Origin of the sequence: Peribacillus deserti, assembly GCF_016909175.1 — a bacterium.
GTDB lineage: Bacteria > Bacillota > Bacilli > Bacillales > DSM-1321 > Paraperibacillus > Paraperibacillus deserti.
The window spans coordinates 148,140-173,608 of sequence record NZ_JAFBFI010000007.1; the positions used below are offsets into that span (position 1 = coordinate 148,140).

General features: G+C 40.4%; 27 protein-coding genes. 1 reads left to right on the forward strand and 26 read right to left on the reverse strand.

From position 1 onward, the window contains the following. Positions 1 to 38: 38 nt before the first annotated feature. The 16 genes from JOC77_RS09755 to JOC77_RS09830 all read right to left on the reverse strand — a co-directional run bounded on the left by JOC77_RS09755 (position 39) and on the right by JOC77_RS09830 (position 15,610). A complete protein-coding gene (locus tag JOC77_RS09755; RefSeq protein WP_204542430.1) occupies positions 39 to 746 on the reverse strand; it encodes a DnaD domain-containing protein in 708 nt (235 codons plus the stop codon). 342 nt (positions 747 to 1,088) lie between these two features. Beyond that, entirely contained in the window at positions 1,089 to 2,372 is a 1,284-nt protein-coding gene (asnS, locus tag JOC77_RS09760; protein WP_239558703.1) for an asparagine--tRNA ligase, read from the reverse strand. A 140-nt stretch (positions 2,373 to 2,512) separates the two neighbouring features. Continuing rightward, positions 2,513 to 3,691, reverse strand: a complete 1,179-nt coding sequence (locus JOC77_RS09765) for a pyridoxal phosphate-dependent aminotransferase (protein ID WP_204542433.1) — start codon at positions 3,689 to 3,691, stop codon at positions 2,513 to 2,515. Between the two features lie 16 nt (positions 3,692 to 3,707). Next, on the reverse strand, positions 3,708 to 4,181 hold the full coding sequence (locus JOC77_RS09770) for a cell wall elongation regulator TseB-like domain-containing protein (RefSeq protein WP_204542435.1): 474 nt from the start codon (positions 4,179 to 4,181) through the stop codon (positions 3,708 to 3,710). Between the two features lie 16 nt (positions 4,182 to 4,197). After that, positions 4,198 to 4,368 (reverse strand): YpmA family protein, encoded by a 171-nt coding sequence (locus JOC77_RS09775; protein ID WP_204542437.1) that lies wholly within the window; start codon positions 4,366 to 4,368, stop codon positions 4,198 to 4,200. A gap of 258 nt (positions 4,369 to 4,626) precedes the next feature. After that, on the reverse strand, positions 4,627 to 7,428 hold the full coding sequence (gene dinG / locus JOC77_RS09780; RefSeq protein WP_204542439.1) for an ATP-dependent DNA helicase DinG: 2,802 nt from the start codon (positions 7,426 to 7,428) through the stop codon (positions 4,627 to 4,629). Positions 7,429 to 7,636: 208 nt separating this feature from the next. Then, positions 7,637 to 8,020 (reverse strand): aspartate 1-decarboxylase, encoded by a 384-nt coding sequence (panD, locus tag JOC77_RS09785; RefSeq protein WP_204542447.1) that lies wholly within the window; start codon positions 8,018 to 8,020, stop codon positions 7,637 to 7,639. A gap of 26 nt (positions 8,021 to 8,046) precedes the next feature. Then, positions 8,047 to 8,892, reverse strand: a complete 846-nt coding sequence (panC, locus tag JOC77_RS09790) for a pantoate--beta-alanine ligase (protein ID WP_204542449.1) — start codon at positions 8,890 to 8,892, stop codon at positions 8,047 to 8,049. Next, positions 8,889 to 9,725 carry a 3-methyl-2-oxobutanoate hydroxymethyltransferase gene (panB, locus tag JOC77_RS09795; protein WP_204542451.1) on the reverse strand — a complete coding sequence of 279 codons (837 nt, stop codon included), beginning with the start codon at positions 9,723 to 9,725 and terminating at the stop codon, positions 8,889 to 8,891. Before panB ends, panC begins: the two co-directional genes overlap by 4 nt. A 294-nt stretch (positions 9,726 to 10,019) precedes the next feature. Further along, positions 10,020 to 10,997: a biotin--[acetyl-CoA-carboxylase] ligase gene (locus JOC77_RS09800; protein ID WP_204542454.1), complete on the reverse strand. Its 978-nt coding sequence runs from the start codon at positions 10,995 to 10,997 to the stop codon at positions 10,020 to 10,022. Continuing rightward, positions 10,982 to 12,181 carry a CCA tRNA nucleotidyltransferase gene (locus JOC77_RS09805; protein ID WP_204542636.1) on the reverse strand — a complete coding sequence of 400 codons (1,200 nt, stop codon included), beginning with the start codon at positions 12,179 to 12,181 and terminating at the stop codon, positions 10,982 to 10,984. Before JOC77_RS09805 ends, JOC77_RS09800 begins: the two co-directional genes overlap by 16 nt. Then, positions 12,181 to 13,335, reverse strand: coding sequence for an N-acetyl-alpha-D-glucosaminyl L-malate synthase BshA (gene bshA / locus JOC77_RS09810; RefSeq protein WP_204542461.1), 1,155 nt, complete (start codon positions 13,333 to 13,335; stop codon positions 12,181 to 12,183). Before bshA ends, JOC77_RS09805 begins: the two co-directional genes overlap by 1 nt. Before the next feature lie 3 nt (positions 13,336 to 13,338). Further along, entirely contained in the window at positions 13,339 to 14,049 is a 711-nt protein-coding gene (bshB1, locus tag JOC77_RS09815) for a bacillithiol biosynthesis deacetylase BshB1 (RefSeq protein ID WP_204542463.1), read from the reverse strand. A gap of 6 nt (positions 14,050 to 14,055) precedes the next feature. Then, complete coding sequence (gene mgsA / locus JOC77_RS09820; protein ID WP_204542638.1) at positions 14,056 to 14,460, reverse strand: methylglyoxal synthase; 405 nt, start codon at positions 14,458 to 14,460, stop codon at positions 14,056 to 14,058. 9 nt (positions 14,461 to 14,469) lie between these two features. Then, positions 14,470 to 15,270: a 4-hydroxy-tetrahydrodipicolinate reductase gene (dapB, locus tag JOC77_RS09825; RefSeq protein ID WP_204542465.1), complete on the reverse strand. Its 801-nt coding sequence runs from the start codon at positions 15,268 to 15,270 to the stop codon at positions 14,470 to 14,472. Beyond that, positions 15,257 to 15,610 carry a MazG nucleotide pyrophosphohydrolase domain-containing protein gene (locus tag JOC77_RS09830; protein WP_204542467.1) on the reverse strand — a complete coding sequence of 118 codons (354 nt, stop codon included), beginning with the start codon at positions 15,608 to 15,610 and terminating at the stop codon, positions 15,257 to 15,259. The genes dapB and JOC77_RS09830 overlap by 14 nt, the downstream gene beginning before the upstream one ends. A gap of 157 nt (positions 15,611 to 15,767) precedes the next feature. Here JOC77_RS09830 and JOC77_RS09835 point away from each other — a divergent pair, with 157 nt between their 5' ends. Continuing rightward, positions 15,768 to 16,640 carry a YitT family protein gene (locus JOC77_RS09835; protein ID WP_204542640.1) on the forward strand — a complete coding sequence of 291 codons (873 nt, stop codon included), beginning with the start codon at positions 15,768 to 15,770 and terminating at the stop codon, positions 16,638 to 16,640. 720 nt (positions 16,641 to 17,360) lie between these two features. On the opposite strand, the gene JOC77_RS09840 is transcribed toward JOC77_RS09835, so the two are convergent. The 10 genes from JOC77_RS09840 to JOC77_RS09885 form a co-directional block, all read right to left on the reverse strand. Further along, the gene (locus JOC77_RS09840; protein WP_204542469.1) at positions 17,361 to 18,032 is read right to left on the reverse strand and encodes a zinc metallopeptidase; all 672 of its coding nucleotides are present in this window, start codon (positions 18,030 to 18,032) and stop codon (positions 17,361 to 17,363) included. Between the two features lie 58 nt (positions 18,033 to 18,090). Next, complete coding sequence (gene ypjB, locus JOC77_RS09845; protein ID WP_204542471.1) at positions 18,091 to 18,879, reverse strand: sporulation protein YpjB; 789 nt, start codon at positions 18,877 to 18,879, stop codon at positions 18,091 to 18,093. Positions 18,880 to 18,959: 80 nt separating this feature from the next. Next, positions 18,960 to 19,550 carry a lipoprotein heptaprenylglyceryl N-acetyltransferase LhaT gene (lhaT, locus tag JOC77_RS09850; protein ID WP_204542473.1) on the reverse strand — a complete coding sequence of 197 codons (591 nt, stop codon included), beginning with the start codon at positions 19,548 to 19,550 and terminating at the stop codon, positions 18,960 to 18,962. A gap of 247 nt (positions 19,551 to 19,797) precedes the next feature. Continuing rightward, a complete protein-coding gene (locus tag JOC77_RS09855; RefSeq protein ID WP_204542475.1) occupies positions 19,798 to 20,562 on the reverse strand; it encodes a menaquinol-cytochrome c reductase cytochrome b/c subunit in 765 nt (254 codons plus the stop codon). A gap of 63 nt (positions 20,563 to 20,625) precedes the next feature. After that, the gene (qcrB, locus tag JOC77_RS09860) at positions 20,626 to 21,300 is read right to left on the reverse strand and encodes a menaquinol-cytochrome c reductase cytochrome b subunit (RefSeq protein WP_101645010.1); all 675 of its coding nucleotides are present in this window, start codon (positions 21,298 to 21,300) and stop codon (positions 20,626 to 20,628) included. 3 nt (positions 21,301 to 21,303) lie between these two features. After that, complete coding sequence (locus tag JOC77_RS09865) at positions 21,304 to 21,810, reverse strand: Rieske (2Fe-2S) protein (protein ID WP_204542477.1); 507 nt, start codon at positions 21,808 to 21,810, stop codon at positions 21,304 to 21,306. 163 nt (positions 21,811 to 21,973) lie between these two features. After that, complete coding sequence (locus JOC77_RS09870; RefSeq protein WP_204542479.1) at positions 21,974 to 22,438, reverse strand: YpiF family protein; 465 nt, start codon at positions 22,436 to 22,438, stop codon at positions 21,974 to 21,976. Positions 22,439 to 22,576: 138 nt separating this feature from the next. Further along, complete coding sequence (locus JOC77_RS09875; protein WP_204542481.1) at positions 22,577 to 23,122, reverse strand: ReoY family proteolytic degradation factor; 546 nt, start codon at positions 23,120 to 23,122, stop codon at positions 22,577 to 22,579. A 79-nt stretch (positions 23,123 to 23,201) separates the two neighbouring features. Further along, on the reverse strand, positions 23,202 to 24,467 hold the full coding sequence (locus JOC77_RS09880) for a tetratricopeptide repeat protein (protein WP_204542490.1): 1,266 nt from the start codon (positions 24,465 to 24,467) through the stop codon (positions 23,202 to 23,204). A gap of 33 nt (positions 24,468 to 24,500) precedes the next feature. Then, the gene (locus JOC77_RS09885) at positions 24,501 to 25,367 is read right to left on the reverse strand and encodes a hypothetical protein (protein WP_204542497.1); all 867 of its coding nucleotides are present in this window, start codon (positions 25,365 to 25,367) and stop codon (positions 24,501 to 24,503) included. Positions 25,368 to 25,469: the final 102 nt, after the last annotated feature.

The window sequence follows — 25,469 nt, forward strand, 5'->3', positions numbered from 1 at the left end:
TCCTTAAAAACTGAGTATTTCCGTTACATAGAAACCATTTATTGCTCAAGCCAATTATAAAATGGGACAGTTTTACTGACTTGAGGAATTTCCTGCTTCTTATCCCTTCTATTATGAAGACGGAATTTCTGGCCGTGGCTTTTAGCTTGATCTGGAGTTCTGATACCATTCTTTTTCCACTCAAAAAGAATCCTGTCTATGTATCTGAAATTCAATTTACCTGATATAACAGCTTCCTTTAACGCTGCTTTAATCATTGTAAAATGGTGTTCATCTTCCATCCACATGGCGAGGGTCTCACATTCGAACGGAGAAAGCGGCCTCCCGAATTCCTTTTCAAAAACCGTATAAAGGCTTTCTTCATTTTCCACTTCAACTTTTACCTGGGACGTTTCTTTCTCATTTTGGACTTTCAAAAAGAACTGTACCAGCTTATCGTAAAGAGGTTCTAACGAATACATTTCAAATAGTATAGAGTTTTCCCTATATTCCTCTTTAATCTGCAGGAAGCCTTTTTGAATCAGCCTTCTTAAAAGGCTGGAGCACTCAGAGCTGTCAACATTCATTCTGTCCGATATTTGATCAGGAGTTGGAAATGTATTTCCCTTCTCATTAAAATGCTGTATATGAAGCAAAACCATAAATTCTAGTTCACTAAGACCCATTCGTTTATAATGGGACAAAAGAAAAGAAGGAATAGAAACATTGCCTTCCTTCATCCAAGCAAGAAAATTATCTTTTAACATTTAGGACACCTCAACTCTAATTATACCACGAAAGAATCAGTCAAAATGAGAAAATAACTCCGGGGTAAAATTTACATGTATGTTCATTTTTTTGTTTTAAGTTAAACCCGCCGCTTTTCTCAATTTCCTTAATGTTAGATCTTCGATTCAGTAACAATGATTAACAATTTATTCCAGACTTTGCTGTTGAATCGAAAAAAAGAAAAGCTCAACTGGTTATTGAGCTTTTCTTTGTATTATACATCTTTTTATCCATGAATCGGTTAAACCTCTTCCGCTTAGGAAGCCCTTCATATAAAGGAATTTCATAGCTTAAGCTACAATGTAAGAAACATTTAGTTTTTATGGGTATAAACGGTTAAGCAGACGAGGGAATGGAATGGTCTCCCGTACATGCTCTACTCCGCTGATCCAGGCAACTGTTCTTTCAAGCCCAAGCCCGAAGCCAGAATGCGGAACTGAACCATATTGTCTAAGTTCTAAATACCATTTATAAGCATCCATGCTTAGATTATGTTCTTCTATTCTTCTCTTTAAGAATTCATAATCATGTATCCGCTGGGAACCGCCGATAATTTCTCCATAACCTTCTGGAGCAATTAGATCCGCGCAAAGGACAACATCATCACGATTCGGATCTGGCTGCATATAAAAAGGTTTAATGCCTGTAGGGTAATGTGTAATAAATACAGGCTTGTCATAGCTTTCAGCAATAGCTGTTTCATGAGGAGCACCGAAATCATCGCCCCATTGAATGTCATCAAATCCTTTTTCATGCAGGAATTTAATGGCGTCATCATAAGTGATTCTAGGGAATGGAGCCTTAATATGTTCCAGCTTTGACAGGTCTCTTCCCAATGTATTTAATTGGATTGGACAGTTTTTCAAGACAGATTGAACGATGTGGGAAACATACTGTTCCTGAACCTCAAGGTTATCCTCGAAATCGTAGAACGCCATCTCTGGCTCAATCATCCAAAATTCAATTAAATGGCGGCGTGTTTTAGACTTTTCTGCACGGAAGGTCGGTCCGAATGAGAACACTTTTCCAAGTGCCATCGCCGCTGCTTCCATATACAGCTGGCCGCTTTGAGAAAGGTATGCATCTTCATCAAAATATTTCGTAGCAAAAAGCTCGGATGTTCCTTCAGGAGCACTTCCTGTTAATATGGGAGGATCCACTTTTGAAAAACCATTTTCATTAAAAAATTCATATGTTGCCCGAATAATTTCATTTCTGATCTGCATCAAAGCATGCTGTCTTTTTGAACGCAGCCATAAATGCCGGTTGTCCATCAAGAACTCTGTACCGTGGGCTTTAGGAGTAATCGGATAATCTTTTGAGTCCTGGATCACTTCAATATCCTTCACTACCAATTCAAAACCAAAAGGTGAACGTTCGTCTCTTTGGACCGTACCAATCACATAGAGTGAGGATTCTTGGGTCAGCGCTTTGGCTTTTGCAAATACTTCTTCCCCTACATCTTCTTTTACTACAACTCCCTGGATAAATCCGCTGCCATCCCGAAGCTGCAAAAAGGCAATTTTGCCGCTGGATCTTTTATTTGCCAGCCAGCCGCCAATTGTTACTTCTTCGCCTGCATATTTACTAACATCTTTAATCATTGTTTTCACGAGTTTATTTCCCTCCAAAAATCTTCACAAACTGACATATATTATTTATTATACCCTTGACTCATTTCCCAGGCAATCTGCTGCCTCATGCATATAGCCTTGAGAGCATATAGTGCCTCCAAATGATTCAATTACTTATTATTTATAAAGGATCCGATTCTTTCTACTGCCTTTTCTAATTGTTCCATGGATGTTGCATATGACAGCCGTATATTATCTGGTGACCCAAAGCCAGAACCCGGGATTACAGCTACCTTCGCTTCTTCAAGCAGCGCCTTAACAAAAGCATCTACATCGTTGTATCCAGTTTTTTCTGCCGCTTCCCGTACATTTGGATATAGATAAAAAGCTCCCTGTGGTTTTATACAGGTGACACCAGGTATGGAAACAAGTTTTTCATGAATAGCATCTAATCTGCTCTCGAAAGCTTGTCTCATAGTTTCCACATCGTCCTGCGGTCCTTCATATGCTGCAATAGCTCCGTACTGTGCCGTTGTTGTCGGGTTTGAAGTGCTATGGCTCGCCAGATTCGTCATCGCTTTTATGATTTCTTCGTTTCCGGCAGCGTATCCAATTCTCCAGCCTGTCATACTATGGGATTTAGAGACCCCGTTAATTATAATGGTGTTTTCCTTTAATTCAGGTGATAGTTCAGCAATGGATATATGTTCGCTGTTTCCATACACAAGCTTTTCATAAATTTCATCTGAAACGATTAAAATATTGTGCTTCAAGCATACTTCACCAAGAGCATGAAGCTCTTCCTTTGAATAAATCATTCCGGTAGGGTTGCTTGGAGAATTGATAATAACCGCTTTTGTTTTTGGGGTTATGGCGTTTTCAAGCTGCTCTGCCGTAATTTTATAAGAGTTGGCTTCCGTACCCTCTACATAAACTGGCTTGCCGTCAGCAAGCTTTACCTGCTCCGGATAGCTGACCCAGTAAGGAATAGGAATAATTACTTCATCACCTTCATCTAATATAGCCTGAAACAAAGTATACAGTGCATGCTTTGCTCCCGAACCCACCATGATTTGTGATGGTTGATATTCCAGCCCCTGGTCTTTTCTCAGCTTTTCAGCAATAACAGCTTTTAACTTAGGCAGCCCTGCAGAAGGAGTGTATTTCGTATGCCCTTCATTCATGGATACAGCGGCAGCGTCAATGATATGCTGGGGAGTATTGAAATCTGGTTCACCAGCTCCCAGTCCAATTACATCAATGCCTTGTGCTTTCATTTCTTTTGCCTTTGCTGTTATGGCAAGTGTTGTAGACGGGGTTAAAGCCTGAACTCTTTTAGCTAACAACATTCTTTGTATCCTCCAATCAAATACTGCGATAATATTTCAGCCATTCGCCAGTTTCAAAATCAAAGTATTCATAATTCATCTGTTTTGACCCATTCTGATAAACCACTTCCCAAAGCGGGACGTTATTTTCCATTCCCAGCTTGACGGAAAGAATCTTGTCAGGATTAAGCTCCTGCTGAACAAGACTCATGATCTCACTCTTCGATTTTCCGCTGGAATAATCCATTATGATCATTTCTTCTCCCTTTTTTTCAGGGATCCAGAAAACCTTTTTTTTGCGATCTTTCGTATTTCCAACAGCCACATAATAGGTTTCGGTACCATTATATAAATAAAAGCTTTCCGCTTCGGTCATTCCTTTACTCTTAGCCGCAGCCTCTGCTTTTTGAAACGCAGACTTTTTAGGCTTCATTGCCTCGGAATACACAATGGCCGATATAGCACACAGGCAGATGGCTGCTATAACTGAAAATATAATCCATTTTTTCACTTATTTCACTCTTCCATTATGTACGGTAAATCGTAAAAACCGCTTTTTCTTTATTTGTTTCGTCCAGTGCAAGGCCAAACATCAGATCTTTTTCCTTCAGTGTTCTGTTCAGCGAATCAACAATTTTATATAAATCAGGAGAATTCTGCACTTTTACTGTCGATATTACTTCAATCTTGCTTTCCATTTCATATTCCTCCAGCATTCAACAATATTTCTTACTCATATTGGCTAAAATCTTGGGCCATACTAAAATTACAAGTTAAGATTTATAAACATCATTATAACAGCAATAACTTCATTCGGATAATATTTAGAGTGAAAAAACCGGAAAGAAACTGTTTTAATTTTAAGTCTCAAACAATAACACTTCTAGTCCTCACTACACACTTTTACAGCAGCTTTTTCAAGCTGCTGCTTTTGTTTTTTACATTCCGCATTTTTCTTAGGTAAGCCATTCCCGAACAGCTTTCTCTAACTGCTCAAGCGGCTTTGTTTCCACCGTGACTTTTGGGATAGCTTCAAAAAAAGAATGACCATAGGTCGAATTTTGTATCCGTTTGTCCAAAACAATCAGGACTCCTTTTTCATTTTCAGCTCTGATCAATCTGCCAAAGCCCTGCTTGAACCGTAAAACGGCTTCTGGAAGGGCATACTGAGAGAAGGGGTTCTTACCTTCTTGGATGAGCTGCCTGCTTCTGGCGGCGTTCACTGGTTCTTCAGGCGGAGAAAATGGCAGTCTTACTATGACTAGGCATGACAGTTTATCTCCCTGAACATCCACACCATCCCAAAAGCTTGCATTTCCGAGCAATATACCTTTGTTGAATCCTTGGAAGTTTTTGAGCAGCTTCCATTTGCTTCCCCCTGTTATTCCTTGTGCCAGAAGGGTGTAGTCCCCTAGTTCAGCCTCAACCCTTAAATAATCGTAAGTCATACGGAGCAATTCACGCGAAGTAAATAAAACCATCATCCTGCCATTTGACCCTGTTGCAGCAACTGCAATATGTTGTGCTACATTTCTTGCATATTCACTGAGTGAGAGGCTGCCAATTTCAGGCATCGAGGAGGGAATCAAAATTTTAACTGCTTCCATATAGTTAAAAGGTGAAGGATAGGATTCTGTTGTAATATTTTCATCCTTCAGGCCAAGCTGTTCCATAAAAAACGAAAAGGATCCATTAACTGTTAATGTCGCAGAAGTCATGATAATGGAACTAAACTTAGATAGATAGTCATCCCAGATACTCTGTCCAGCTGTAAGTGGCTGGGAAAGCAATGTAACAGCTGTATTTTTACCGCTTTTCAGTATTTCGGCCCAATACACGGCACCTTCTTCATTCCTAAGAAAAAAGGATTTCAAATATCCTTGCTGCTCTGCTAATTCTTCCAGCAGACTCGCTGCTTCAGACACATAATATAAGTGGCTTTTCCCTAAGGATTCTTCTCTCCTAGTCAATACTTCCACTCTTTCGTCTGCAGCTTCCCGAATTTGTCTTAAAGTATCGATCACTCGTTCTGCAAGCATTTTTATTCCATTTAACTCTCGTGATTCAGCTGCTGAATCAAAATGTAAGGTTAATTTCTGCTGGGCAGGATTGATTGCTAGTTTTTCCGTGTATCTTGCCAGCAGAAAAAATAATTGTTCACTTTCATATAAGAAGTCTTGAATCAAGTTTTCTATCACTTTGGAAGAAGTGGGAACTTCCAGATTTTTTTCTTTCAGCATTTTTTCAAGTCTGTATAAAACCATTTTCTGATTATATGAACCGAGTCGATTTATGATGGTTCTAATGGTTAAATAGCTAACTTTAAAGCCAAGTTTAGAATTGTATGCTTTGTTAAAGTGATGGGCTTCGTCTAAAACAAGGACGGCATCTTTAGGGAGTACCGGGTTCTGTCCAGTAATATCCTGAATTAGATAGGCATGATTAGTTACCAATATATCTGCAGTCTTTGCTGCTGCTTTTGCCCTCAAGTAGAAATCCTTTGTATTCCACGGTTCCTGCAGTTTTCCAGGAAGCCCTGCCGAAGTTTGAAGTCTATCCCAGAAGCTTGCCCCTCCGCTGGTTAGATTCAGTTCATCTCTATCCCCAGTTTCAGTATGGGTCAGCCATACCAAAATCTGCATTTTAGTTAATGAGGTATCATAATTATCGTCTTTTTGCCTAAGGACTCTTTCAAACTTCGCCAGGCTAAGATAATTGTTTTTTCCCTTAATCATTTTTGCCTCGATCGGAAATGGGACTATACTCGCCAATGCAGGCAATTCTTTTTTTAATAGCTGTTCCTGCAGATGAAGCGTATATGTACTAATAATAACCTTCTTGCGGTATTTTTTTATAAAATAAGCGGCTGGCAGCAGATATCCCAATGATTTTCCTATACCAGTACCAGCTTCAATAATACTGCGCTTCTGCTGGATAAATGAGTCATAAACGCTATTCATCATTTGCAGCTGGCCCATCCTTTTTTCCGCATTTGGGAAAGCCCTTTTCAAATCCTTGTACTTTGTATCGGGATTGTACCGATATGTAAAGTCCTGCTCTTCTTCTATAAATTCTTCTTGCTGATCAGGAACTTTTAACGCAAGGCCTCTGAATATTTCCAAATGATCGAGCGGTTCCAGTGCTTTTTTATCTTTTTCTGCAATACACTCACCGATCAACTCAGAGATTTCGCTTTTCAAGGAAAATGACAGCCTGTATAGCTGTTTAAGAGTTACTTTCGGAAGGGCAAATAATTTAGTCATTAATTTTAAAAGCAGAAGAGCAGTAACATGCGCATCACTGTCCGCCTGGTGCGGCCTTTCATGTTCGAGATTCTCTTCAATAGCCAGCATTGAAAGCTTATAACTGTCCGAAGTCGGCATTAATATTTTTGACAGTTCCACCGTATCAATTGTAGAACCATAAAACCCCTCAAAGCCTGCTTGCTTTAATTCTTCTTGCAGAAAAGACAAGTCAAATAGCACATTATGTGCTACAAATACGGCATCTGTAAGCAATGAATTTATTTTTGGAGCAACCTCTTTAAATAGAGGTGCATTTTCGACCATACTATCATTTATACCGGTAAGCTCCACAATAAAAGGCGGAATCTTTTTTTCTGGTTTTATGTAAGTGGAATATTCCTCCACAATCTTTTTGTTTTCAATTACCGCACAAGCGAATTGAATGATGGAATCACCTTTTTTTGGTGAGTTTCCCGTGGTTTCTAAATCCACTACCACAAATCGTTGCATCATTTTGTGTACACCTCAGAATCATTGTTCCTATCAATGATATAGAAATATGGCCATAATAAGCATAATTTATCCGCTGAATTATGGAGATCACATTTCCTTATTTTTTTATACCATACCACCCAATAAAAAGAAAACACAAGCAAAGGTGATATTCCATCCTAAAATAGAAAGCCGGCCGAGGTTTTCTTCCTTCGGCCGGCTATCCAATTTACATAATGGTTGCTGCTGGTTCTTGAGCAATTAATTCTTTAATACGGTTATTTTCGTCCATAATTGCTACTCGCGGTCTATGGTCCATCATTTCTTGTTCTGAAACCATAGCATAGGAAATGATAATTACAATGTCATCAGGCTGAACTAACCTAGCTGCTGCACCATTTAGACATATTACCCCGCTGTTTCTAGGTCCAGGGATAATGTAGGTTTCCAAACGTGCCCCATTATTATTATTAACAATATGCACTTTTTCGTTTGCAGCCATACCAACAGCATCTAAAATATCTTCATCTATGGTAATGCTGCCGACATAATTTAAATTAGCTTCCGTAACCCGCGCCCTGTGAATTTTTGCATTCATCATAGTACGAAACATTTTTGTTCCTCCTCTTCCCAGGAATATTAGATTTCTACGATTATATTATCTATAAGCCTTGCCCTGCTGAATTTAACAGCCAGAGCAATGATGATTTTCCCTTGGATTTCTTCCACTCTTTCAAGCTCCGGATATGACAGCAGTTCAGCATAATCAATCTCTCCACTTGTACTGCTGTCAAGTTCTTCTTTAATACCAGCTATTACTTTCTCCGGATTTCTTTCTCCGCTGTCTATTAGTGCCCTCGCTTTTTGAAGGCTTTTGAAGATAGCCGGGGCCTGCTGACGTTCCTCTTCGGAGAGGAATACATTTCTGGAGCTTTTTGCAAGTCCATCCTCTTCTCTTACGGTATTAACAGGCACTAATTCAACTGGAATATTAAAATCCCTAATCAAGCTGTCTATGACCGCCACCTGCTGGGCATCCTTCAGGCCAAAGTAGGCTTGGTCTGGCTGAATTATATTAAAAAGCTTTGTCAATACCGTCACAACGCCATCGAAATGTCCAGGCCTTTTAGCCCCGCATAATACATTCGTCCTTGAGTTTACAATAAGAGAGACGCCGGCCTTGTGCGGATACATTTCTTCCACGGAAGGATAAAAAATAAAATCCACACCTGCTTCATAGGCTGCTTGCTCATCCCGTTCAATATCTCTTGGATACGTTTCAAAATCTTCATTCGGGCCGAACTGTATTGGATTTACGAAAACACTTAGAACCACAATATCGTTTTCTTCCCTTGCCCTTTTAAGAAGTGACTGATGCCCTTCATGCAAAAAGCCCATGGTTGGGACAAAGCCCACAGTTGAACCATCTTTTCGTTTATCTCTGAGGGCTTCTCTTAATAGACTGATTTCTTTTATTACTTTCATTTCTTTCCTCCGTATAGTGCTTCCACTTCTTCTTCGGCCATCGTAAAGGAATGTATTTTTTCCGGAAAAGCTTGTTCCTTTACTTCTTTTATATATTGGCCCAAAGCTTCTTTTACCATTTCTCCAGTATTTCCATATTTCTTAACGAACTTTGGAATACGGTCCACTCCATAGGAAAGAACATCATGATATACAAGTACTTGTCCATCTGTATATTGTCCTGCCCCAATCCCAATAGTAGGAATTGCTAAAGAGTCCGTAATCATCTGGGCTAATTGGTAAGGTACACATTCCAGCACCAGTGCAATAGCTCCTGCTTTCTCACAGGCAGCAGCATCCTCCATTAACCGGCCGGCTGCGTCAGCATCCTTGCCCTGGACCTTATATCCGCCAAGTACTCCCACTGATTGCGGTGTTAATCCAAGATGGGCAACTACCGGCACCCCAGCCTTTGTAAGAGCAGATATTTTATCCAGCACTCCATCTGCACCTTCAACCTTAACTGCATCTGCATTTCCCAGCTGAATAATTTTTGCTGCATTTTTCAGGGTTTCATCGAGTGATAAATGGTAGCTCATAAAGGGCATGTCTGTAACGATAAACGTGTTAGGCGCCCCTCTTTTTACAGCTTTAGAATGATGGATCATGTCCTCCACTGTAACAGGCAGAGTTGAATCATACCCGAGTACCACCATCCCCAGTGAATCTCCGACCAGAATCATATCCACTCCTGCTTCTTCTACAAGCTTTGCAGACGGATAATCATAGGCTGTGAGCATGGTAATTTTTTCACCCTGCTGTTTCATCTTATTAAAATGGGCAGAAAACTTCATTGTGCTTCCTCCTTTTTTTAGAGGAGATGAAATCACGAGGGTCAGAATGATTATATAAAATCAAAAAAGACCCTTCCGAAGGCAGAAGGATCCTGTAATGTCCAGTTGTTAATCCCTCTGTCCCAGTCCATCTCATTGGATCAAGGCAGATATGCATTTTAAAAGTACACTTAAAATTCTTTTTTAGGTGCAGTTCCTTTTATGGAAAAATTTTTCATTTTCCCTTGATACCGCCCACATACATTATACATAATCTAATTCTAGATTTCTAAGATTTTTTATTAATATGTACATTTAACTAATTTCTATATCAGCAGAATAGATATTGTGGATTTCTCCCTCGTCATCTTTTAATAAAAGCACTCCATCCTCCGTAATTCCGATGGCTTTTCCGTAAAGCACCCCTGTTAAAGTAGAAGCTTTGATCTCTTTGCCCAGGCTTACCGCATAACTTTCCCAGAGGAGCTTTATTGGTTTAAAGCCCTCCTTTAAAAAGAGGTTATAAAGAATCTCAAAATGCTTTAAAAAGGATTGAATAATTGAAGTTCTTGAAATCGGCTGTCCCTCTTCAATAGACAAAGAAGTAGCGGTTTCCTTTATTTCATCAGGAAAATCCTCGAGCCCCTGATTAACATTTATGCCGATCCCAATAATAACTGAATGAATACGGTCAGCTTCAGCCTGCATTTCCGTTAATATTCCAGTGACCTTTTTTCCGTTGATTAGAATATCATTCGGCCATTTAATGGCTGGAAGTAAAGAAGTTGTATCTTCAATAGCCTGCACAATGGCTACCGCTGCCAAAAGAGTAAGCTGCGGTGCTTGGTGCATAGGGATTTTTGGCCGGAGGACCAGACTCATCCAAATACCTGTCTTGGCTGAATGCCAAGTCCTTAACAACCGCCCTTTACCTTCAGTTTGTTCATCTGCAATAACTAAAGTTCCTTCTTCAGCGCCGCTGTCTGCAAGCTTATGTGCAATCTTCTGTGTAGAAGGGAGAGATTCATGATAAGAAATATGCTTCCCCATCATCTTTGTTTCAAGCCCAAGCAATATAGAATTTCCGGACAGCTTGCCGGGACTCTTATTGATTCTATAACCTTTTTTTCTGATTGCTTCTATCTCATACCCATCCTTGCGGAGCTCTTCTATATGTTTCCAGACAGCCGTCCTTGAGCAGCCCATAATTTCTGCAAGATTCTGTCCAGAAACAAAACCTCCATTCGCCTGATGGAAAGCTTCTAATAGTACTTTTCTCAAATCAGATTGCACCTGCAGAGCCACTCCCTTATTGCTTCTTTTTCATTCGCTGCTTTCTGCTCCAATACACCCTCTAAAGCAAATAATAATACTTCTTTAATCCAGGGACCGGCTTTCCTGGCTGACCATTGTATAAGATCATTTCCATCGACAGCCAGCTCTTTTAAGGCATGAATGGGCAGAGACTGATATACACTTTCTATTTGATCGGTATCATGAGCCTCCTCCGGGCATTCCGTCAAAACACAAAAAATCTTTTCAAGGCTAAGAGTTGTTTCAAGCCCCGCATGAAACATATCTATTTTGTTTAAAGAACCCTGTAAACGGCGATTCAGGTAAAATACATATTTTTTAATCTGCTTCATCTGTTTAGCAGACATTTTCCAGCTTCTAAGAAAAGAATCGATATCAGCTGGTTTTAATAGATGCACTAAAAGTGTCCAGTTTTCAATCAACTCTTTAAGCCCTGCTGTATCCAGTCCCTCATATTCAGCGAGAACATGTCCGCATCCTTTAAACCCGGGTAAAAACTGATAAATCCCAGTCTCTCTTAATATTTTAAAAGCCTCTGTTTTATTTTCTCCTGCCAGAAGTTTATTGAACTCAGCCAGTATTCGTTCTACCGCTATTTTTTCAAGCAGGAACCCATGGTCAGATAAACCCTGATATGTAGTTCGTTCAATTGAAAAGGAGAGCTGGCTTACAAACCTGACTGCCCTCATCATCCGCAGAGCATCTTCTTGAAATCGGTCTTCTGGTCTTCCCACTGTCCTGATTTGCTGATTTTCTATAGCAGCTTTGCCTAAGTAGGGATCTATAATAGTAAAATTCCGATTCATGGCAATCGCATTCATAGTAAAGTCCCTACGTTTTAAATCATCTTCCAAAGAACGGATAAACTCAACTCTTGACGGCCTGCGAAAGTCGGCATATTCACTTTCTGTGCGGAAGGTAGTCACCTCATAGGGAATTCCTTTAAATATGACAAGGATCGTTCCATGTTCGATGCCTACATCCACCGTCTTTGGAAATATTTCTTTAATTTCAGCAGGTGTTGCACTTGTCGCTATATCCACATCACTAATTTGTTTATTAAGAAGGTAATCTCTAACAGCACCTCCAACAAAATAAGCCTGGAAACCGGCCTGTTCAATCTTTTCAAGGACAGGCTTCGCCTGGATAAAGAGCTTGGGCATCAAGTTAAATCCTCTCCTTGCATGGGCTTGCCTGTCAGCAGACGATAGTAAATTTCTTCGTATTGGAGCACAATTAAGGAGGCACGGAACTTCTCATGAACAGCCATTCGGGCCGCCTCCGAAAATTGCTTGTGCATTTTTTCATCGCTCAATAAGAGAAGCGCCATTTCAGCTGCTGCTTTATAATCTCCAAGACTGCAAAGAAACCCGGTTACTCCATCTTCAATGACCTCGGGAATACCTCCAACGTTTGTTCCTATACATGGTACCCCGCATGCCATGGCTTCAATAAGCACCAGGCCGAAACTTTCTTTCTTCGATAATAAAAGCATTAGATCGCTTATGGAATATAATTCTTCAAGATTGTCCTGCTTTCCGAGTGTGAGAATTTTATCCTTAATTCCTAATTCATTTGCAAGCTTGCATACTACCGACATTTCCGGCCCGTCACCCACAAGCATCAGCTTAGACGGTACCTGCTTCTGAACTTCATAAAAGGTTTGCACTACATCGCTGACCCTTTTTACACCTCTGAAATTTGAAACATGAATGATAACCTTCTCGTCTTCAGCTATTCCGTATTCCTGCTTTAAATGACGGGAATCTGTTTTTCGGTATACACGTTCATCTATAAAATTGTAAATCGTTTGTATCTCTTTATCTGGCTGTATAAGGGTATAGGTCTGATCTACAAGAGCACCGGAAACGGCAGTAACCACATCCGATTTTTCTATCCCGAATTTTATGCTCTCCGTTAAAGATGGATCATAACCCAGTACCGTAATGTCCGTACCATGCAGGGTTGTTACAATTTTCACATCCGTACCAGCCATCTGTCTTGCGAGAATGGCACATACTGCATGCGGAATCGCATAGTGTACATGGAGAATATCTAGCTGCTCTCTTTTTGCGACTTCAGCCATTTTACTTGCCAGCGCGAGATCGTATGGGGGATATTGAAAAACTGAATATTGATTTACTTCTACCTGATGGTAAAAAATATTCGGATACCTCCGCTTAAGCCTAAAAGGCATGCTTGAGGAAATAAAATGGATTTCATGGCCTCTCTCGGCGAGAAGTTTGCCAAGCTCTGTCGCTACTGCTCCAGAGCCTCCAACCGTCGGATAGCAGGTAATACCTATTTTTAGTTTCATAGCTTATTCTCCTAACAAAGCAGCAGGCAAAAGAATGGGTTTCTGCGAGAAAAACCCTTCAGCAAAGGCCGATCCTGACTCTTTTCCGAGCAGCCTTTCCCTTGCTTCTACCGTTTCAATATATCCATTCACAAGCGGAGTATCAAATGAGCCTTCCGTTTTATTAAATTGGCTTTGATAGGCTCTCAAGCTTCTCAGCTTGAGCTCGATTGTGTCTGAAACATCTACCGTAAAGGCAGGCTTGTGAAACCCATTGATCATATAAAAATAAACGGATCCTGCCCTGTGAGGCTGCCCATCGGATGGATCTATGTATTTTTTTATTCCTGCAGAGAAGCATGCTTCCTCCACAAGTCTTGCACAATTTCCGTGATCAGGATGCCGATCCTCAAAATAAGGTGCAAACACGGTTTTAGGGCGGAACCTTCTAATTACAGAAATAACTTTATCTATATTTTCCCGCGTTACATATAATCCCCTGTCCGGCAGGTCTAACGTGATCCTCTGCTGCACTCCTAGAATGCCAGCCGCCTCAGCAGCTTCCTTCTGCCGTAATTCAACAGTTCCATTAGAAGATAATTCAGCGTGTGTTAAGTCACAAAACACTACTTTTTTTCCAATTGACGCGAGTTTGGCAGCTGTGCCTCCCATGCCGATTTCAATATCGTCTGCATGGGCACCAAATGCTAGTATATCCGCTTGTTCGTTTAACAATCTATTTCACCCCTGGTCGCGTTCAATCTTTCTCCACTCGATATCTCCTCTTTTCAGCCCGCGTACCAGTATTTCAGCAGTTCCCATATTAGTTGCAAGCGGAATCGAATAGACATCACAAAGTCTTATTAGTGCTGAAACATCCGGTTCATGAGGCTGAGAGGTTAAAGGATCTCTAAAGAAAAGGACTAAATCCATTTCATTTCTCGCAATCCGTGCCCCGATTTCCTGATCTCCTCCGAGCGGGCCAGATTGAAAACGGTGGATTTTCAACCCTGTTGCTTCTTGAATTCTAAGTCCAGTGGTGCCAGTTGCAAATAACTCGTGCTGTTTAAAAATATCCGTATAGGCTGTGGCGAAGCGTATCATATCCTCTTTCTTTTTATCATGGGCAATCAGTGCAATTCTCATCATTTCACCCTATTCTATTACATTCTCTAATCCATAAACGAGAACATCTATTTTCATAACTTCTTCCACTGCTAATTTAACTCCTGACATAAATGAAGCGCGGTTAAATGAGTCGTGTCTTATAGTCAAAAGCTGCCCTTCCATGCCAAACATAACCTGCTGATGTGCAACAAGTCCTGGAAGCCTTACACTGTGGATGCGCATTCCATTCATATCCGCACCTCTTGCGCCTGGTAAGGTTTCTTTCTCAGAAGGATGCCCCTGAATTTTATCCTCGCGCACCTCTGAAATTAGCTGCGCCGTTTTTACAGCAGTTCCTGAAGGGGCATCCAGCTTTTGGTCATGGTGCATTTCGATAACTTCGATATCTTCAAAGTATTTTGCAGCCATCTGTGAAAATTTCATCATCAGAATAGCCCCGATCGCAAAGTTAGGGGCTATTATACAGCCCAGCTCTTTTTCAGCAGTCAGACTATCCAGTCTTTCTAGATCTTCTTTCGAGAAACCGGTTGTTCCTACTACAGGGCGGATCCCATACTCGAGTGCTTTTTCTGCATGTACCATCCCTACCTCTGGTGTTGTTAAATCAATTAAAACCTGGGCATCGACTGAAGAAAAGCATTCATCCAGGTCTGAGTAAACCGGAGCATGAATTCCTTCAAAACCACCGATCTCGCTTAAATTCATTCCATTATTCTTTCGGTCCAATACCGCCGCAAGCTCGAAATTCTCCGTGTTATGTACTAGTTTTACTGCCTCAAGACCCATTCTTCCCCTGGGACCTGCAACGATAATCTTAATCTTGTCCATGTTCTTCTCCCTCTCCAATCCGTGTCCATCTGTCTTTATCTCTTGTATTAAATTTGGTCATTACTCTATCATGTGCTTCTTGTAAATCAATGCCGAGAGAATTCGCAAAACAAATCAGGACAAACAGCATATCGCCTAATTCCTCTTCAACCGCTTTTTCTTTTTCACTGGCTTTTTTGGGTTTTTCCCCGTAATAATGGTTTACTTCCCTTGCCAGTTCTCCCAGCTCTTCAGTCATTCGGGCCATCATTGCTAAAGGACTGAAATAACCCTCTTTAAACTGGCTGATATATTTGTCAACTTCATTCTGAAGATCTTTTATGGATTTCTCATTCTTCACAGTAATCACCCTTCATACTTTCTTCTTACATGTTAGCTAAAAGTAACCTTTATGACAACTTTTTGCGCCGCCCCATAGGTTGCTCCATAATAAGTATTCCTATATAATATGGACACGGCAAATTTTACTAATGTTTTACTTGGGGGTCTTTTTGCAGATGGTCTATGGCTTAAAAATAAAAAATATTATTTTTATCCTGTTCGGGTCCGGAATTTTTGCTTTCGGCCTAGTACATTTTAATATGCAGAATAACCTCGCTGAAGGCGGGTTTACAGGAATTACTCTGCTTCTGTATCAAGTTTTTGGGATGAATCTTTCTATTTCAAACCTTGTTTTAAATATTCCGGTGTTCTTTGCTGGCTGGAGGTTTTTGGGTAAAACTACCTTTCTATATACCATCATAGGCACTGTCGGGCTTTCAGCATGGCTGAAATTATTCGAAGTGTATCAATTGAAATTCCCTCTTCATCATGACCTTATGCTCGCTGCTCTGTTTGCAGGCGGCTTTATCGGGATAGGTCTTGGAATCATTTTCCGTTTCGGAGGAACTACAGGCGGCGTAGATATTATTGCCAGAATCGCGGACCGATATTTTGGCTGGAGCATTGGCCGGACAATGTTTATTTTCGATGCAGCAGTAATCACCCTTTCATTAATTGTTTACCTCGACTACAAGGAAGCCATGTATACCCTCGTAGCTGTTTTTATTGGTGCCAGAGTTATTGATTTCATGCAGGAAGGTGCCTACTCAGCCAGAGGAGCCATGGTGATCAGTGACAAAAATCAGGAAATTGCAGAAAAAATCATGAAGGATATGGACCGGGGTGTGACCATGCTCAAAGGCTATGGTTCATTTACAAAAACCGATAGAGAAGTCCTTTATTGTGTTGTTGCACGAACAGAGCTTGTAAGGTTGAAAAATGCCATTACCGCTGTAGACCCACATGCTTTTGTCTCAGTAACGGTTGTCCACGATGTACTTGGTGAAGGATTTACCCATGATGAAAATAAAAATCCAATCGAGAGATAGTGTTGGTTAATGGATTATACATGCGCGCGATTCCTTTGCCGGGTCGCGTTTTAATATGGAGGCTTGATATCTGAATCCTTCCATTCCACCTTAAAATCGGAAGCATTCTACTCTCAGCCATAGTTTATGGGGGTTGGGTGCTATTTGGACGTCTTTTCAACTAATTAAGCAAGCCGTTGTTCAATTTGAATGTGCTGCTGTTAGGAGAACAGGGTGTAAATCCTTGCTATCTATACCCAAATCCAAAAAAATTGAAAACCTCTTATAAACGGATAAACCCTCTTAAATTTCCGAAAACCCCCTTAAAATTTCATTCTTCCTCTTAAAATCCGCCACTTAAAGTTTCATTTACCCCTCATACACGTCTGAGCCCCTTGCTAATGTTTGAATGAACCTTCAGCTTATAGGTTCGATGGGCTAAATCCGCTAAATAGGCTCGCTACTAACTCCTTATTTTAAGGCTTAAGCCATGCTGAAAGGTCACAAGTCTTTTATACATATAACCGCCAGCCGCTTTTGCCGAAAATCCTAATGATATAAACTGAGTACAATTTACCACCTAATATGTTTAAATCGCCACGAATCGCCACATAAATAAGTGGGTTAACCACATAAAATGTTCAAATTCATCCTTTAAATAAGATAAACCCCTGGTGAACCAGCGTGTTTATCACACAAAAAAGACTGCCAGCCAAGCTGTCAGCCTTTTTGTTATTTTTCTCAATCATTTCTAGTCATGCCAGTATAAATTAACACTAAACGTACCAGTTCTAATACGGCTACTGCCGCTGCCGCCACGTACGTTAGGGCTGCTGCATTAAGAACCTTTCTTGTTTCTCGCTCTTCATCGTTTCTAATGATTCCTAATGAAACCACTTCATCCATGGCTCTATTGGATGCATTGAATTCGACAGGCAGTGTTATGATTTGGAATAAGACTGCAAAAGCCATGAAGGCAATTCCAAGCAGAAGCAATCCCGACATGTTAGCGAGTATTCCAGCGAGTATAAGCATCCAGGAAAAATTGGATCCCAGATTGGCAACTGGAACTAAGGCATGCCTGAACCGCAGGAAAGTATATCTTTGCTGATCCTGAATTGCATGGCCTACTTCATGTGCTGCGATGGCTGCACCTGCGATTGAGTAACCATGATAGTTCCCACTTGATAAGCGGACGGTTTTGGATCTTGGATCATAATGGTCACTTAAAAACCCTCTTGTTTCTTCCACATTTACATTGTAAAGGCCGTGACTGTCAAGAATGGCTCTGGCCACCCCTGCCCCAGTTCTTCCTGACGAGTTTTCAACTTTTGAATATTTTTTATAAGTACTTTTCACTTTAAATTGAGCATACAAAGGAACAAGGATAAGTAAGATAAAGTAGATTAACATGCTGAGCCCCCTAGTATGAGATTGGTTTCTTATATTTTAATTTTGCCTCTTTCCTGTGTCAATCATTCTGCTCCTTTCGGGTATTTACTGATTCTTTATTTCCTTTGTATTTTCTCCAGCCGACATAGGATAACGTCATAATAATAATACTTCCTGTGGAAATCATCACCCACCATAGAGATGGATCTGCTTCATCTTCTTTCATTTCTTCAAAAATGGACTGTAGATCTGATTGCAGCGCTGTTAATTCCTGCTCGCTTTCTTTTTCAGAAAGGAGATTTGGACGATACTGATTAATAAAATCAAACTTAGCATCCAGTTTTTGTATTTTTTCGGGGGCAATATCCACCTTTAAGCTCGGATGGATCAGATTGTACTGAGATAAAAGTTTATTAAAGCTTTCATCAAACTGCTCAACATTTTTTGTTTTCACAGCCTGTTGTGTGGTCTTAAAGGTCTCCATAATCTGTCCTTCCATTTCAGTCCACATAGGCTGGTGTTTAGATGATATGGCATCTACGACTAACCGAAATTTAGTAACATTCGAGATTTTTTCATTGAGGCTTAACGAAGCGGTTCCCACTGCCTTACTAGCATCATTATGGGCTGCAGTTATAATCCTGAGCTCGTCCATACTTAATATATTGTCATGTGCAGTGAGTGAAAGGAATTGTTTAGAGAAGTAATCAAGCATTTGGCTCGTTTCAGATAATCTATCGCTTTTAACCAGCTGAAGGGCTTCATCAGCAATCGTATCAAGCTTTTCCAGGGACTCACTTTGTGCAAAAGCTGGCTGAACAGGTAGTAGTAGTATAAAAATGACTAATAATACATTCAGTTTAAACATATTTGTCCCCCCTCTCATACTAATAGAAATGTATGAAAGGAGGGACAAGAGTAGAACTCTCAGAAACCTATTAATTTCAGCTAAAGTTTATATGTCATCCTGGAGGATCTATAAGCCGTATAATAGGCAGCTGCAATTGAGGCCATACTAAGCCAAAAAGTAAAGTAGCCAATTTCCTGGATATACCTCATTAAGTCCCCGTAATTTGGCATTTGATAATATACATAATCAATCATTTCATTATGCAGAGTCCATATTGCGGCAGCTGCAAAATGCCATTTTTTAATCCGAAAAAAGGGAGCATACAGCAGGCCTTGAAGGGCCATTGCAGCATGAGAAGCCATCAGCATATATCCTGTCCAATGCAGCTCCCCATTTACTATTAAAGTAAGCAGGTTCATTGCAACTGCCCAAATTCCATACTTAAAGAGGGTCATCAATGCCAATGCCTCAAAAAGGCCAGTGTTTCTTCTGAGGATAAGCCCAATTAATGCGATTACGAAAAACAAAGTGGCGGTCGGGCTGTCCGGCACAAAGGGCAGAAAAATAGCCGTTGTCTCCGCCAGCTGGTATCCATACCAATAATAGCCGTATACAGTTCCAAATATATTAATAATTAACAGCATCCACAAAAAACTTTTATTTGCCAATATCGAATATACAAATGCCATGGAAATCCTACTTCCCTTAATAAGTTTCTTACTTTTTACTATATCGTTTAATATGTAATTTTTCCATGCCGCACGTCGAATTCTTTCCATGGGAAATCCGATCTTCTAAGGGCAGCTTCTTTTGCCAGCGAGTAAAATGGCTTCTTTAGAAGTGCTCCCTAAGAACAAAGCAAAAAAAAACATTTGTTTTTTAAAGCGCCCATTTATATAAAAAAGCTGGCATGATCGCATGCCAGCTTAGCCAAAATTATTCAGCTTTTAACTTAGAGATAAATTCAGAAAGTTTCTTTAGGTCTTCTTCATTGCCTTTGTAAGCGTTTGGAGGCATAGAGCCTTTACCTTCTTTGGCAATTTTCGCAATTTCTTCTGGCTTTAAGTCTGTTCCTATAAGTGAAGGACCAGCTCCGCCAGTAAGTTCTTTACCATGGCAGCCGATACAGCTTTGCTTTTGGTATACAGCATAGCCAGGATCTTTTGTATCAATCTCAGCCTTAGCCACAATTTTACCCTGCTCTTTTGCTTTTTCCCAGTCATGTGTATCAACCGAGTACCAGGTTAAGTAAATAACAGAGGCTAATCCAAGGAGCATAAACCCGGTAGCCAGCGGCCGTTTAGACGGACGGCGGTGAGGGCTTCTGTCAAGGAATGGTGCAAGCAGTAATCCACCGAATGCAAGACCCGGCATAACTAGCGCACCAATTATATTATAAGGACCTGAAGCGTACGTATATTTAAGTAATTGGTATAAGAATAAGAAATACCAGTCTGGCAAAGGAATATATCCTGTATCAGTAGGATCCGCAATTCTCTCAAGCGGAGATGGATGAGCTACTGTTAAACATAAATAGCCAACAAGAAAAACGGCTCCAACCATCCATTCCTTCAATAGGAAGTTTGGCCAGAAAGCTTCTGTTTTTCCAGGATACTCCGAATAATCTTTCGGAATATTTGGTTTTCGTTCGGCAGAAACCCGAGAGTCTCCAACGAACTTCATACCTTTTCCGCGATGCATGTGAGTCCCCCTCCCCCATTAAAATGGTTGATTAATAGATAAATTAGGCTTCTTCGTTTAATATTACAATGGTCCGGAAATACCCTGCTTACGAATCATTAAGAAGTGGGCACCCATTAATCCAAGTAAAGCGCCTGGAAGGAAGAATACGTGAATCGCAAAGAAACGAGTCAGCGTCTGTGCTCCTACAATAGTTGGATGACCTGAAAGCAATGTTTTGGCATATGGTCCAATTACAGGAATAGAATCAGCAATCTGCAGACCTACTTTTGTTGCGAATAACGCTTTCATATCCCAAGGAAGCAAGTAGCCCGTGAAACCTAGGCCCAGCATAACAAAGAAAATTAAAACTCCTACAATCCAGTTTAATTCACGGGGCTTTTTATAAGCTCCCTGGAAGAAAACACGCAAAGTATGTAAGAACATCATAACGATAACTAAACTTGCTCCCCAGTGGTGCATACCGCGGACAATTTGTCCGAACGCTACTTCATTTTGCAGGTAATATACCGACTGCCAGGCGTTTTTGATATCGGGTACATAGTACATGGTCAAAAACATTCCGGATAGAATCTGTATTACCGTGACAAAGAAAGTTAATCCCCCGAAGCAGTAGACGAAAGCAGAGAAGTGATGGGCAGGGTTTACATGCTCAGGAACTTCGTGATCTGCAATGTCACGCCATAGCGGCGTAATATCTAACCGCTCGTCAACCCAGTCATAAATCTTGTTTAACAATGATTACGCCTCCTTATGCGGAACTGCTGACCCTAAATGAAGAATTCCATCTTTAACTTTGAAATCGTACATATCCAAAGGCTTAAGAGGTGGAGTTCCTTTTACGTTCATGCCATCTTTAGTATATCGGCCGAAATGGCAAGGACAGAAAAATTGGTTAGGATGTTCCTTATCCGTATTCCAGTCCACTGTACAGCCTAAATGTTTACAAACCGGGGAAAGGGCAACAATTTTCCCTTCATCGTTCTTATACACCCATGCTGTATCTGTTACTTCAGATTCATACCATGCATCCTTCTGCTTGTATGAAAAATCCAGCCTTACCGGCTTGTTAGTCAAATCATCCACTTTTTGTTTAGTAGCGACGAAATTTTCTCCAGCAGCCGCTTCCAGTACAGGATCAACCGCGAAACGAAGCATCGGCATTAGCATTCCGGCAGCCATGAAACCGCCTACACCCGTAAGAGTATAGTTCAGGAATTGACGTCTTGAAACTCGATGTTTGCTCATACATTTTCCCCCCCTCTATTAGAAAACTCGGTCTTTTATGACCAAAAAAAATTAGATTACTATAAAACAAGGACATTACAATGATATATCAATATTTCCAATAGGTCAATAATCTGGCAATTCTTAAATGACAGGCTAAAACAACTTTGTTCACAAAAATTTCCTATTTTGCCTGCTGCCATTTTTGGGAAAATATATTTGAAATCTGCCTTACCTGCTCATCCATCATCTGTCTTTTATAGCTATCATCCAATCCTTCCAGCGGAATGGCCGGCACCCAGATAAGAGACTGATCAAAATCCTTCTCAACAGCTTTCCAATCGCTGTCGCATGTTACAAAAAATACATGCTTAAAACCTTCATTCAAGAAATTCACTTTCCATTCAAGTGCTGTTTGCTTTCTTGATTCGGTGTCTAAAGATGCAATATAGGATAGTGCCGGAAGAAGGATGATTCTACCTTTAAACTGCCTTTCAATTTCTGATGCAAGTATAGTGAGGAACTCATTCATTCTTGCGTATTGTTTCATATTTGTCCCAAAGTCTATGCCTGCAAGCGGAACAATAATGGTATCAATGTGTTCTCTTGCCTGCTCAAACATTTCTATATCCTTAGGTAACAGCTTCATTTAACTTCACTCCCGATGCGTCCAAGTATGTATTCAAGTCTATCTTACCATTTTTCGATTCTGCCGGCATTATCTCTTCGAATTTTTCACCGCAGACATGAAAAGAACACCTGCCTAAGGGGCAGATGTTCAAATACGCTACACTTTTTTCAGCTGTTTTAACTGAGCCGTAAGCTTTTGAAATGCTTCGATGTTCTGCTGGTCCAAAGCATCATCAATTAATTGCATTAATTTCTCGCGCTGGAAGATGGCCAGGGAATTTTCTAGAAACTGTTCGGCGAGTACTTTATCTTTTTCATTAGCAAACTGGTTCTTTGGCATGAACGGGTTTTCTTCTAAAACTGCTGCGTATTGATAAGATGAGTAGGCTGAGCGGAAATTCAGCTGGATAAAGATTTCCTCGTCGCGGTTAAGCCGGATATCATGGAAAGATTTTTCTGCATCTGTAGTCATTATATTAGACTTGTAAAACCTGAAGGGAGCTTCTTCTACACAATGGGTAGACATAATCAGTCCTCTCGGACACAAATTGGCCTGCTCCACGAAATGAACCTTTTTCATAAGCTGGTCGTGGCTGATCAGATAATTCAAGATCCAGACACACTCTCTTCTTTTCAGCTGATAATGGTTTAAAAACCACCGGATAAATTCTTTCTTTTCATTAACAGAAACAGGGGTGTGCATGTGAGTCCCTCCTCTGTACCTAATATTTTTTAAATAGTTTAAGAAATTTTTAATTCGTCACAGGAAACATTATCTTCGACTATTCCAAACGGTCATTCAGCCGCTCTAACGTCATGATATATTCATCGTTTGCCGGCTGCATTTCAACCAACCTCTTAAATATTTCTACGGCATCTTTGTTTTTTCCTTCCTCAATCAGAAAATAACCATACTCTTCTAAGAAGTCCTGATTATCTTTAAACTGCGGAAATGCTTCAGCAAAAAATCTGACTGCTTCCGTATAATTTTCCAGCTTTTGATGGCTCACAGCAAGAATCCAGTCAAATTGCGGGTCATACTCGCCATATTGCTGCACAGAACTGATAACCTCCAGGATCTCCTCATATTTCTCCTGGTGAAGGTACAGCTTGAGAAGATTTAGGGCAGTCTCCATAAAGCCAGGATCTAAAGCCAAAGCTTCTTTAAAAAAGAATTCCGCTTCCTCTTCCAATCCTTTTTTCAGCGCAATCTTGCCTGCGAAATGGCATAGTTCCTTATTAAACTCATCCTGCTTAATGCCTTCCTTTGCTGAAGCAAGGGCTTGATCCAGGTCATTCTGCTGTTCATATGATTTTGCGAGATACAAATATAGGGAGTGGTATTCAGGATCTAAGTTTTTCAATTCAGTAAACTTTTCTACTGCAGTGCCGTAATAGCCAGCTTGATAAGCCGTGAACCCGTATTCAAACAGTAAATTAATTTCTAGTTTCTCTTCAAGCGCTTTTTCAAAATAAGGAAGTGCTTCTTCAAATTGTCCAACAGAGCTTAAAGCATCAGCTATTCTCTGGTTCATGTTGACTCCTGACAATTCTTTTTCCTGCTGTATCACTTTTTTATAGCTTTGAAGAGCTTCGAAGAATTTAGCCTGCTGATAATAGAGTTCTCCCAAAGCAAAGTCTATGATGATCTCTTCCGGGAGGATTTCTTTGGCTGTGAGAAGTTTTCTTTCGCTTACTTCATCCATCCCCTGCATTTGGTATAGGTCTGCTTCGAGGAGAAGGGCACTTGGGTATGCAGGATCTTCGGGGCTGACTTTTTCAAGAAGCAGGATGGCCTCATCTTCCCTGTCCATTTCCGTGAGAATTTCGGCAATTGACACCATTAGTTCTCCTTCTTCCGGATAAATCTCTAGAAGATGTTCATACAGGCTTTTTGCTTCATCCACAAATCCGTAATGCAGACAGCCCTCAGCCAGCTCAAGAATTTCTTCTTCAGTGCCGTTGTATTTTATTTCATTTATATGTTTTGATACTTGATCAAATTCACCATCTTTTAGGTTTTCTAAAATACTTTCAATGTTAACCATTCTCATTCCCTCACAGTCAAAGTACAGCCGCAGCTAAGAAGGGATAAAAAATCCCGGAACTTTAACTGTTATTTCTTTTCCAGAGACCCCTTCGAGGTCTATACGGCTGCCAGCTCGAATTATTTTTCCATCTAAAACTGTAACAACTAGTCTATCATACCCTCCGGGAAAAATACCATCCTGGAATTCCTCCATGCTGCTTTTTAGAAAAAGGTTATAGCTTAATTCTCCGCCGGTATGCAAATATCCTCTATGAGGATAAATTCCAATTTTTTTTAGAACTTCGTCTTGGAGCGGTTTTCCTGCTTCAGGGCATTGACTTAGATGTTTTATTTTTTTAATCTCAAGAATCTCGGTCCATTTTCTGCATACATGCTCTTGTTCACAGACTGGAATGAGGACAGGGCTGTAGGGAAAACCCGCTTGCCGGATCCATTCCCATGCTATATTTTCTAGATTGTCAGTTTCAGAGAAATCCACAAAGACAGCAGGTATTTTCCGCCTTTTACAAAGCAGCATAAAGGAAGGGGTTAACAATTTCAGTGGAATTCTGACAGCCATAATGTAAGAAAGAGGTGATGAAGATAATTCTTTTCTTCTAATACGGAATGCTTGATCCAGTTCATGTTCATACCTGACAAAAGGCGCGGTTAATATAGTGAGGGCGCCTTTTAAGATACATTCATTAATATAGTAGTTCAAGTCAGGTTTTTCAGGAAAATCTAGATGAAGACTAATAAAAGAAGGTGTCATTATAAAAGAGCCTAAATCCATTTTCATAAAGCTCAACCTGTTTACAGGACAATGGGTTGTATAAATCCGGTTATTCTTGATTGCTAATTCCTTCTGCTCGAACGTATTATTTTGAAAAAGAGTCACGTTTTTCATAACAAATGCCATAAAACCCACCTCCTAATTGGTCTTATGACAAGCTATGCGCATAACCGGGGATTATGTTAGTTTTTACAAAAAAAAAGTCCGACCCTTGTATGAAGCAGGCCA